Below are 12,056 nucleotides of genomic sequence, written 5' to 3'. Positions count from 1 at the left end.
CGATCTCGCTGCGGGATTTCGAATTACAGGCGATATGTCCCGGAAACCGCTCCACTTTAGAGGGTGTTTTTTATTGTTTGTGTATTACAACGCATTATACGGAGTGAAAAAGATCGGCAAGGGCTCGTTATGGCAGAAGCACTTGGGGTTTCGTTTGATATGGGGGTATCCGTTTTTGTATTTTTAGTACACGGTCTATATGCTATTAATAAAGAATATAAGTGGACCCAAAGTGATGAGTGGTTAGAAGCTCAGAAAATTATTTTTGAACTAGTTTATCGTGGATTACAAAGTAGATAGAATTTATACACGCTTATATTTTGAGATTTATTGAAGTTTTATATAACGAAAAAAGGACTCCAACTGGAGTCCTTTTTTCATGTAAGGGGAGTGTTAGTATTAATATCAAATGAACCATGTATTTAAACAAGTAGTAGGTTTGGGGTTAGTAATACTTGTCGGGAGATAAATACACGTATGGTAACCAGGGAATTGTTACCTCTATTTATCATTTGACATTGTCATTATAAGAACAAAAAATGAGTTAAAAATGAAATTTTTTAAGAAATTTCTTTTAATTTCTTGAAATTCTAAAAAAGATAATAATTAAGTTTAATTATTGTTGATAAATATGGGACAATTTTGGTATTATATATAAAGGAGAAGTTGTATATTTTATAAAGGTTTAATGGCTATTAAAGTTTTATAAAGTATACAGCTCTAAGGCATGAGAGGAGCAGTCATATGAGGAAAATATTAACCATATTGTCCCTTTTGTGGCTACTCAGTATAGGGGGGACCGCTAACGCAACGGACTGGTATTATGTTGGACCAGATGCATCAGGAAACCAATTATTTATTGACAACGACAGTGTTCAAAAAAGTGATTATGATGCGCTTTTGTGGCTGCGGGTCAATGAACTGGGTGGCGACGAATTGCGATATAAAGTGTATATAAGTAGATATAACCGTACCATGGAAACATTAAAGGTAGATGCATACATGGCAGACGGTACACCCTATGAAAATGTAGAGTTCAATGAAAACCCTGAACCTATTGAAGGCAATACAAATGGTCAAGCCATTTATAATTTATTATGGCAATAAAAGAACCATCTAGCACAGCAAACTAGATGGTTCTTTTTTATATGTGTAAAAAATTTATAAATCTTAGGAATATTTTTTATATACAACATCCTCAAAAGAGAATGGTATATACAGAAAGTTAAACTTGGGCAGAGTTGCGACTTAATTCCAAGTCTTGAATCATTTGGAGATCGTCTTGTGGAGAACGACCACCAGTTGTTAAGTAGCCACCAACCATGATGCCATTAAGGCCACCTTTTAAAGCATACGCTTGTAAGTCACGAAGATTGACTTCACGACCGCCAGCTGTACGAATCAATGCGTTTGGCAAGATGAAACGGAATACAGCGAAGGTACGTAAAATATCTAATGGACGTAACGCTTTATTGCTTTCAAATGGAGTACCTTTAACAGGGTTTAAAATATTGAGTGGTACAGAGTCAATATGCAAGCGTTTAAGTTCGAATGCCATTTCTACGCGTTGTTCTAATGTTTCGTTAAGACCAAGGATGCCGCCGGAGCAAACGCGAATGCCTGCTTTTTGAGCGTTGTCGATGGTAGACATTTTATCTTCGTAGGAATGGGTTGTACAAATATCTGGGAAGTGGCTAGGTGCTGTTTCGATATTGGAGTGGTATCGAGTTACACCTACTTCTTTCAATTTGAGAGCTTGTTCATAAGTTAACAAACCAAGAGAACAGCAAATTTCGAGGCCTACTTCATCTTTAATGCGGCCTAATACGCGAATGATTTGATTGAATTCGTTTGGGTTATTAGTATTACGACCACTTGTTACGATGGAGAAGCGAATAGCGCCTGCCTCTTTAGCTTTGCGAGCCGCATCGAGGATGCTTTCATCATCCATGAACGGATATACTTGAACGCCTGTTTCGTGATGTGCAGATTGAGCACAGAATTTACAGTTTTCAGGACATTTGCCAGATCGTGCATTTACAATGGCGCATACATCTACGGAGTTGTCATTGAAATGCTGACGAATTTTATCTGCCATAGCGAGTAGAATCATCGTATCATCATCAGATGTATGAATTAACTCAATTGCTTCTTCTTTTGTAATTTCACCACCATGCATAATACGATTTGCTATGGTAAGGATTTTTTCGTATGTTCCCACCTGGGATGGTTGTTGATCTGTAGGCAAAGCCATAATAGCCTCCTAATTGTTAACTTGATAAAAATATAAAATATTGACAATTTGATTGTAAACGTTAGTGCATAAATTGTCAACTTAATGTATTTTTGAGTTAACAAAAATATTTATGTAGTTTTTAGAGCGCTTTTAATACAGGGGAATTATATGACTTACAACTAATTTTAGAGGCTATATTTTACTATCTATATTAAGGTGTTAAATCTATGTTAAGGTTTTAATTGATAGTTATTTTTAAGTAATCTTTAGGGTTTTGTAGTATAATAGAGTATTGTAATTACTATATATAACTATAATAAAAGTACTAATATAAGGAGTGGATATAGATGCAGCCATTTCGATTTATACACTGTGGTGACCTGCATTTAGGGGCACCCTTCCAATATGCTACAGGTATTAGCCGCGCCGTTGATCGCGCCGTGAGTGAAGCTACCTATGTAGCCTTTGATACAATTATTGACACTGCTATTGATGAGCATGTTCATGCTGTTGTCATAGCTGGTGATATTTATAATAGCGAAGATCACAATTTAGAGGCTCAAGTACGCTTTGTACGTGCCATGTATCGCTTGGCAGAGCATCGCATTGCAGTTTATATGGTGCAAGGTAATCATGACCCTGCTGAAAGCTGGAAGGCTCAATTACAGATGCCTGACAATGTGCATGTATTCTCTAGTGAACAAGTACAACGTTTTCCATTGATTGTTAACAATATTGAAATTGGTGGCGTTTACGGTATTAGCTGTGGTCATGGTAATGAAAGCGACAATTACGCACGCCAATACCGTGCCTTTGAACGTGATGAGTTTTCTCTTGCTGTTATGCATGGTACAGTTGGCTCTAGTGCGGGCTCTGAAAATCATAATGTAACTGGCCCATGTAGTTTAACAGACCTAGCAGAGGCTGCCATGGACTATTGGGCGTTAGGACATATTCATAAATCTCAAGTTCTTAGCGAGGAACCTCTCGTTGTCTATGCAGGTAATCCACAAGGTTTACACCGCAAAGAAATAGGCCCTAAGGGATGCTATCTTGTTTCTGTATCCCATAATGGTCATTGTGAACCTCGATTTATTGAGACCAGCGCTATTCGTTTTGAAGAAATCAAAATTGATATTGCAGGCATGAAAACTGAAGCAGAATTCTTAGAAATTTTACGCCATAAAAAAGAGAATTTACGTAAACAGCATAAGAAAAATATCTTGCTTTCTATTGTTCTCGTAGGAACAGGTCCATTGCATCGTTTGTGTACACAAGAAGGTGTGCGTAGATTATGGTTGCAAGAGTCTCAAAGCGAAGAGAAGAGTAAATCTATATTCGTTATGCCATACCGCGTGATGTGTAATACGCGTCCTAGTATTAATTTAGCGGAGCGTAGATTGTTATCTGATGTGGTAGGCGATTATTTGCGCGCCTATGACGATATGGTTGATGGTAATGCGGTACAGACAGCACGTCAAATTTTGGCAGAACGTCCTGAATTTAAACGCTTAGGTGTATATGCCGATTTGTTGTGTGATGAGTTATTATTGCGTGCCTTGAAGCGCTGTGAAATTGAAGGTGTTACTGTATTGATGGGGGCTAACGATGAACATTAAACGCATACGATTTGATGAATTTGGCCCGTATCACGACTGGTCTTTCACTACCGGTGATCATGGGGTTCAGCTCATGTATGGTCCTAATGAAAGTGGTAAAACATCTCTTCTTGAAGGAATGCGCACCCTTTTATTCGGTGGTACACATAAGGCTTATGGTCCTATGACGGGTGCCCTCGATGTGGATCGTAATGGTGAAAGCTACTACATCGGTCGTAAGGGTAAACAACTGGACTTTTACAGTCCTGGAAATCCAGCCATTCATGAGGAGCCTGCTCAACATTGGTGGCATGGTATCGATAAAAAAACATATAACCGGATTTTTGCATTAACCCTTGATGATTTACAAGGCCTCGATGTTCTACAAGAGGTAGAGGTTCGGTCTCGCTTCTTCGGCGCTGAAGGGGGCGAGCATTTAGGCTCTGTCGTAAAAGACGTTGAAAAAGGAGCTACTGATTTATTGGTAGCATCCTCCAATGGTAAACGCCGCATCAACGTGTTGATGGATGAGCTTAAGGAAAATCGCCAAAAGTTAAGCCATTTAGCTGAGCATGAAGCGCAATATGTAGAACTGCAAAAGGCCTTTCACAGTACAGATCAGACTGAGGCAGAATTGCAAGGTCAGTTGCAAGAGTGGAAGGAATACCGCGATGGCATCGATGTGGTATTGCGCGCGTGGGATACGTATCGCCGTAGCGAAGAAGCGCGTATGCATATGCAGCAGTATAATAGCGAGCTTGCCTTGAGCCGTGATGAGTTCCTTCGCATCGATGAGGAAATCAAACGCGCTAGAGACAATATGCAGCTGTGGCAGGAGAAGGAAGCGGCCCTAATGCCGGCTAACTTTAGTCCTGATAGTCCGTTTGGCACCTATGGTCAAGATATTGAAGACCTCATCCAACAAGGTGCTAAATGGGAACAATTGCGCCGTGAATGTGAAGAAGGGGATGCGTACATCTTTAAGGTACGGGAACAATTAGAATTTTCTCGTTCTATGCATTCAGCATGGCGTGATGATGAACCGATGGCCGATGATGTGAATTGGTTTGAAGGTGAGCGCTTAGCAAGTCGCTTGCGTACTGCTAAAGACCAATTATTGCATTGGCAAGATCGTAAACCTGCTGAGGCATCTGATGATTTGCCAGCAGCTAACCTTGACGGGGCATCCTTGCCAAATTACAGTGAAGAAGACTTGGCAAAAAAAGAACATCTTGAACGTGAACTAGAGCTTATCTTGATGGATATAGATCGAGTTACGGAAAAACGAGATAGCTATGGTCCAGATGCACAACCGAGTCATTTGCCAAAATGGTTACAACGCATTAGCGGTGTAGCAGCCGTTATTGGTGTACTACTTGTATTAGCGGGCCTCTTAGTATTAGAGTCCGTCCTATATACAATCGGTGGCTTTATATTGTTAATCCTATCGATGGCATTGTTCTGGTATGCAACATGGAAACGCCATAATGGTAATTCTGATGTATCTAAACTGAACTATGAGTTACAAATCTTGTCCTCTCGTAAATCTGATGTAGAACATCAGCTAGAGGCGTTGGTTAAAGCCGCAACACCTGTGGTGAGCCCAATTCCATCCATAGAAGGGGCGGCACATCTTGACCGTTGGATTCAAGAAGGCCATACATTACAAGCTATTTATGATGAAGCTCTTGCAGCTTGGCAAAATTGGTTGCCACAAGGTGCGGCGAAGAGTCTTAACGAAGATGATTTCTTTGGTCTTAAACAAGAGTATGATCAATACCATGAACAATTACGCACTATTGAAGGCTATGAAAAGCGATTAGCTGAGCATAAAGAAGGGTTGCGCGTTATTGAAGACCAAGCGATGACCTTGTGGTATAACCTTGGTGTTGAAGCACCAGTATCTCCAACAGAGTTAAAACGTATTTATAACCAATACAAAAACTTCCAACAAAATAAAATTGTATGGGAGCAAAAGGAAGCACAACGTAAAAGCTTCCGCAATGAGTACGATAATTGGCACCGCAAAGAAAAAGAATTGCTACTTCGTCAACAAGAGCTCTTGCACAAGGCTGGTATGGAAAGCTCCAACGAGTATCGTCAACATCTTATTGATGAAGATCAATACAAGCAATGGCAAACCATTTACAAACAAAGTCAGGTTCAATTAGATCTATTAGCGCCTGATGCGGAGAATAGAGATTTATTCTATCGCCGCTTGCGTGAAGGCAATAAGGATAATTGGCTTGATGAATTAGCTCATTCTGAACGAGAAATAGCATCCATTGAAGACAAGTTGGCAATCTTATATGAGCGCCGTGGTCAAATTGTAGAGTCTATGCGTGCCCTAGGTTCTGACCAAGAGCAACACCAAATGCTTCAAGAACGTGAAGCATTACAAAATGAACTGGAATCTGCTCTCGAAGATTGGGCTACACAAGTATTGATGAGCCACTGCATGGATAAGGCTCAACAATCATATGAGCAAGAAAAGCAGCCTCATATGTTAGAACTTGCATCTTCTTATATAGAACGGTTAACTAGTGGTATGTATACCTTTGATGTTCTTGGTATCAATGAAGGGGTAGCCTTGGTTAATGGCAATGGAGAGCGATTAGAGCTGAAGTACTGGTCTAGCGGCTTGGCTGACCAAGTATACTTGGCATTGCGCCTAGCATTAGCTAAGGTATTCTCTTACCAAGTCGAATCCTTGCCAATCATATTAGATGATATTCTCGTACGCTTTGATGAAAACCGTCAGCGCAGTGCATTAGAATTATTAGCTGAAGTCGGAAAGAACCAACAAATCTGGTTATTTACATGTCAACGTTCTGTATTTGATATGGCTCAATCTATTACAGGCATTGATTGCCACAGATTGAGTCGCAATTAAACATTGATTGCTACAGATTAAGTCGCAACTAAATTGAACCCCTGTGAAGGTGTTTAGCTTTCACAGGGAATATTCATAGTGATGATATATGTGATGTAACTAAAGTAACTGTTTTAGTTATCATAGTGTGTTAGTATAAATTAGAAAGAAAGGGGTTGAGTACTTGAATACAGCATATTTAGATATGATCCAAGGGAAGAACCCTGGTGTAACACCTGTATGGTATATGCGCCAAGCTGGTCGTAGCCAAGCGGAATATCGCAAAATTAAGGAAAAATATACGCTCTTTGAGATTACAAAAGAGCCTGAGTTATGCGCTCGCGTTACGGAATTGCCTGTAAAAGAATACGGCGTGGATGCTGCAATTCTTTACAAGGATATTATGAGTCCTATGGTCGGCATGAATGTAAAGGTAGAACTCAAGGCTGGTGTAGGCCCTGTGTTTAATACACCGATTCGCTCCATGGCTGATGTAGATAAATTAGATACCTTTGATCCTACAAAGGTAGACTATATTGGAAAAACAATTACACTGTTAACATCTGGTATGCTCGACGTTCCGCTCATCGGGTTCTGTGGCGCACCATTTACGATTGCGTCATACCTCATCGAAGGGGGCCCGACAAAGAATTACAATAAAACTCGTGGCATGCTCATCGGTGCTCCTGATGTGTGGAATGCATTGATGACAAAGTTAGCGGATATGTCTATTGAGTACTTGTCTATGCAAGCTGAAGCGGGTGCGAATGCACTACAAATCTTCGACTCTTGGGTAGGTGCAGTGAATGCGGACCAATATAAACAAGGTATTTATCCTCATATGGAACGCATTATTAAGACTGTAAAGGAACGATACCCTCACATGCCTATGGCCATGAATGGTGTTGGTACGGATCATCTCGTATCTATTTGGTCTCATTTGCCATTGGATGTAATCGCTCTTGATTGGCGTAGCTCCATCGTTATGGCTAATGAACGAGGTGTAACACAAACGGTACAAGGTAATCTAGATCCAGCGTATCTATTCGCCGATGAAAAAACATTAGCTCATGAAGTAGATCGTATTTTACTTGACGGTGTTCGTTACGGTCGCCATATCTTTAACTTAGGTCATGGCGTATTCCCAGAAGCGGATCCTAAAAAGCTTCATTGGCTCACAGACTATGTACATGAACGTAGTCGTGAACTATGGGCTCAAGAGGGGTAATCTAGTGAACATTGAGAAAAAAGGATTATTATTTTTATCCTATGGTAGCCCTTCAAGTAAGGATGATTTAGTGCCATATATGACGAGCATTCGTCATGGTCGTGTGCCTACAGAGGCGGAAGTGGTTAATCTTACACGTCGCTATGATGCAATTGGACAATGGTCTAATATAGAATTACAAACAATGGCAGAGCGTCAATATGAAACATTGATTACATTGTTACCATCAATGCCATCAGCTATTGGTTATCTTCATATGAAACCATCCATTGCTGATGCGGTAGATGATTTAGTCCAACAAGGTGTAGAACACATTGTTGCTATTGTAACGGCTCCATTCTTTACATCTCTTGGTACAGGTGCCTATGAGAAGCAAGTACAAGCTGCCATTGGTAACCATCAAGGTGTAACCTTTGATGTGATTCGCTCCTGGTGGGATCAGCCAGCGTTTATGGAATATTGGGTAAAAGCCGTTTCGGATTGTATCGATGCTACTAATGATGTATTTGTAATTTTTAGTGCTCATAGTATACCGCTTATTAATAGCCACAATGGAGATTCTTATGCGTTAGCCTTAGAGGAAAGTGCCCGAGAAATCGCAGAACGTTGTGGTTTATCTAATTGGTCTGTGGCTTGGCAGAGTGCGGCCCCACATGGTCAATGGTTAGGTCCTACCGTACAAGAGGCCATCGATCAAGCTCTACGTAACGGTGCGATACATATCGCCTTTGTACCATTTGGCTTTGTCAGCAATCATGTAGAGGTGTTGTACGATAATGATGTGGAGTGTAAAGAACTCGTTGATGCGGGCGGCGCTGTATATATGCGTGCACAGATGCCGAATTGTAATGAAACATTCTTACAAGCTATGGCGAGTGCAATATTAGAAAGGATTCATTCGTGAATGTAACAATTGTGGGCGGTGGCCTAACAGGATTGACAGCGGCTTATTATTTAGGTCATGCGAAGCCGGACTGGAATATCACTCTTTACGAACAAGCACCACGATTTGGTGGGAAAATACAAACACAACGAGTTGATGATTTCGTAGTAGAACTAGGCCCCGACTCGTATTTAGGTCGTAAAACAGAAATGACGGACCTAATCTATGATCTCGGCTTAGGTGATACCCTTGTGTCGAATGAAACAGGACAAGCCTTTGTATATGACAAGGGTTCCATACATCCCATTCCAGGGGGCTCCATTATGGGGATTCCAACAGAAATGATGCTCTTTGTGAAAGCAACGCTCATTTCGTGGCCTGGAAAATTACGCGCTGGCTTAGATTACTTTAAAAAGCCTTATCAGCTCGATAAAAATGGTGACGTATCCATTGGTCATTTCTTTAAATATCATTTGGGACAAGAAATGATGGATAAGCTCATCGAACCATTATTAGCTGGTATCTATGGTGGCGATATTTATAAAATCAGTCTATTGTCTACGTTCCCTCATTTTATTCAAGTAGAACAAAAATATGGGAATATGGTAAAAGGTATGATGGCTGCTAAGATGGGCCACTCCAAAGCGGGGGTTACTAAAGCGGCTAAAGGTGCTGTTGCTGAAGGTGACGTACCGCGTGCTGGTAAAGGGACTATGACAGACCGTCAATTTGAAAGTCATGAATCGAAGTCCACTAAGGCACAAGCCGATATGGCAAGCCGTAAGGGCACTGCTGCTCAATCGGGCATGTTCCGTCAATTGACAGGTGGCCTTGAAAGCGTTATAACTGCCATCGTTGAAGCCATGCCTAGCAATGTATCACTACATACCAGTGCATTAGTCTCTGATATTCGCTACACCGATGGTCAATATGTATTAGACATCGTAAAACAAGATTTTGAGGATTGTAACTGTAATGGTCAGTTAATTAGTCATGAGTGTTCTGATGTAGAATCTAGTCTCGTTAAGGAAACCACTGGTAATAGTGTTACTGCCCATACAGATCAGGTCATTATCTGTACACCACCGGCAACATATAATCAATGGTTTAAGGATGACGAAGGTTTTGATTTCTTGCGTTCTATGGAACAATCGAGTTGCGCTATTGCTATCATGGCCTTTGATAAAGCTACATTTAATGGTGATTTAAAAGGTTCTGGCCTTTTGATTACACGTAATACAGATACGCCTCTTACAGCGTGTACTATTCTTAATCAAAAATGGCCTCAAACAACGCCTGACGATAAAATCGTATTGCGCGTCTTTATTGGTAAACCTGGCAATGATGTAGTAGAGCATCTCAATGATGAGGAACTTTCAGAATTAGCGGTAAAGGAAATACAACGTATTATGAGTTTCTCTACGCAACCTGAATGGGTTCGTATTAACCGTCTCATTCATTGTATGCCGCAATATAATGTGGGCCATCGTGCAGGTATTACAGCTGTGCGTAAACATGTAGCCGAGAATTATCCAAACTTACACCTTATTGGTACGCCATTTGATGGCATCGGTATTCCTGATGGTGTAAAACAGGCGAAAGAACTCGTACAGTCTATTGTGGATAGTAATGAAAATTGATATTAATTAATAATTATAAGAAAAGACTCCATATGCTATAATAGTATATGGAGTCTTTTCGATTCTTATAGTAATAGAAATATATCATTTTAATATAATCACCATAGATAGGAGTGATCATAATGGGGAAAGCAATCCCTACAGTAGAAGGTTGGCATAGCCAACACATGGTATTTGCCATGGATTTCAGCGCATGGAACTGCTTTACAGCTGAAGAAAAAGCAGAAGCACGCAACGAATTAAAAGCATTCTTAGCGGATCTTGAAGCTAAACATCAAGCTAAAGAAGGTAGCTATGCATTCTATGATTGCAATGGCGCAAAAGGGGATTTAATCCTATGGATCCTTGGTCCATCCCTTGAATACTTGGCACAAGTAGAACGCAAATTCCGTCGCCTCGCTATTGCAAGTGTATTAGTTCAAACATATTCCTATACATCTGTAACAGAAGTAAGTGCTTACGTTAAAGCTAAACTCGATACAGAAGAAGTTAATCAAAAACTGTACCCTCATGTACCTCGCGATAAATACATCTGCTTCTATAACATGAGCAAAAAACGTGAAGGCGATGATAACTGGTTCATGCTACCACCTCAAGAACGTGGTATGTTAATGAAATCTCACGGCGAACTTGGTAAAACATACTTAGACGTTTTATCTGAATTCACTACAGGTGGCTGTGGACTAGACGACTGGGAATGGGGTATTACCATCTTCAGTAACGACGACATTCAATTCAAAAAAATCGTATACGATATGCGCTTTGAAGTAGCCAGTGCAAAATACGGCATCTTTAGCGACTTCTACGTTGGTACCATCATCGACGATGCACTACTAGAAGAAATTTTTGGATAATAAAAGAGCCTGCTTTAGCAGGCTCTTTTATTATTTAATTCATATATATCAATAAATAACTTCTTATTGTATCGTATATTTGTTCAGATTATAATGTTCTTAAGGTAGTCAGCGAGGTTGGGTCTCTCTTCGTTATAGAAGGGGGTGAGCTTATGAGTGACTTTGAACTTATCACAGTTATCATTGGAATATTGACATTAGTCATTTCCTTTGGTGCACTTATAGCGCTTATTTGCCTCACAAAAAGCAAATAGCCCTCCGTTACCATGCGTAATTAGATAAACAGAAAGGCCATTTCCTAGATAATTAGTTTTTGAGATGCGCCTGACGTTCCTACTCGTCTGACTATCTATTTATATTATAGAGATAAAGATATATATCGTCAAATTAGAATGAATGGACTGCTTAGCAGTCCTCTTTTTCTTCCCTTAAAATGAAGGCTATAATTTTGAACAGAAAATTTGTTAACGTCTTGTACTGCGTAAAATATAATTCACTATGTTTGAGTAGCTTATCCATAACTATATTTTCATAAAAGAAAACCCCGCATCAATCCGACTTACGAGGTCAAGGCCCTAGGCCGCAGACCTGATAAGTATGGAGGAGAGATACGGGGTTTCTTTTATCACTTAGTTAAGAAAAGTGAATTATATTTTGTTGTACGGTCCAGTGAACGTAAATTTTCTGTTCCAGAAAATTATACGTTCATATTTGCTGCCTTACGCACGGAGAACCAGTAGCATAC

8 protein-coding genes and 1 pseudogene are annotated in these 12,056 nt (G+C 40.1%); 8 read left to right on the top strand and 1 reads right to left on the bottom strand.

The annotated features are described in order from the left end of the window. Positions 1-81: 81 nt before the first annotated feature. Positions 82-300 (top strand): annotated as a pseudogene (locus Q7P05_RS01270) (TetR/AcrR family transcriptional regulator); the annotation flags it as partial. A gap of 444 nt (positions 301-744) precedes the next feature. Continuing rightward, positions 745-1,107, top strand: coding sequence for a hypothetical protein (locus Q7P05_RS01265; protein WP_303930129.1), 363 nt, complete (start codon positions 745-747; stop codon positions 1,105-1,107). Between the two features lie 118 nt (positions 1,108-1,225). Here the strand turns inward: Q7P05_RS01265 and bioB are convergent, their stop codons facing one another. Next, entirely contained in the window at positions 1,226-2,254 is a 1,029-nt protein-coding gene (bioB, locus tag Q7P05_RS01260) for a biotin synthase BioB (protein WP_303930128.1), read from the bottom strand. Positions 2,255-2,583: 329 nt separating this feature from the next. Here bioB and Q7P05_RS01255 point away from each other — a divergent pair, with 329 nt between their 5' ends. The 6 genes from Q7P05_RS01255 to hemQ all read left to right on the top strand — a co-directional run bounded on the left by Q7P05_RS01255 (position 2,584) and on the right by hemQ (position 11,311). Beyond that, positions 2,584-3,855 (top strand): DNA repair exonuclease, encoded by a 1,272-nt coding sequence (locus Q7P05_RS01255; protein ID WP_303930126.1) that lies wholly within the window; start codon positions 2,584-2,586, stop codon positions 3,853-3,855. Continuing rightward, on the top strand, positions 3,845-6,727 hold the full coding sequence (locus tag Q7P05_RS01250; protein ID WP_303930125.1) for an AAA family ATPase: 2,883 nt from the start codon (positions 3,845-3,847) through the stop codon (positions 6,725-6,727). Before Q7P05_RS01255 ends, Q7P05_RS01250 begins: the two co-directional genes overlap by 11 nt. A gap of 163 nt (positions 6,728-6,890) precedes the next feature. Beyond that, positions 6,891-7,934 carry a uroporphyrinogen decarboxylase gene (gene hemE, locus Q7P05_RS01245; protein ID WP_119206267.1) on the top strand — a complete coding sequence of 348 codons (1,044 nt, stop codon included), beginning with the start codon at positions 6,891-6,893 and terminating at the stop codon, positions 7,932-7,934. 4 nt (positions 7,935-7,938) lie between these two features. Beyond that, positions 7,939-8,838: a ferrochelatase gene (hemH, locus tag Q7P05_RS01240; RefSeq protein ID WP_119206268.1), complete on the top strand. Its 900-nt coding sequence runs from the start codon at positions 7,939-7,941 to the stop codon at positions 8,836-8,838. After that, entirely contained in the window at positions 8,835-10,457 is a 1,623-nt protein-coding gene (hemG, locus tag Q7P05_RS01235; protein ID WP_303930122.1) for a protoporphyrinogen oxidase, read from the top strand. Before hemH ends, hemG begins: the two co-directional genes overlap by 4 nt. 122 nt (positions 10,458-10,579) lie before the next feature. Further along, positions 10,580-11,311, top strand: coding sequence for a hydrogen peroxide-dependent heme synthase (gene hemQ, locus Q7P05_RS01230; protein ID WP_060923924.1), 732 nt, complete (start codon positions 10,580-10,582; stop codon positions 11,309-11,311). Positions 11,312-12,056 lie beyond the last annotated feature (745 nt).

The sequence above is a fragment of the Veillonella dispar genome (assembly GCF_937975875.1).
GTDB lineage: Bacteria > Bacillota > Negativicutes > Veillonellales > Veillonellaceae > Veillonella > Veillonella dispar_B.
Note: the sequence above shows the minus strand (reverse complement) of the source record. Positions and strands in the feature narration are given on the sequence as shown.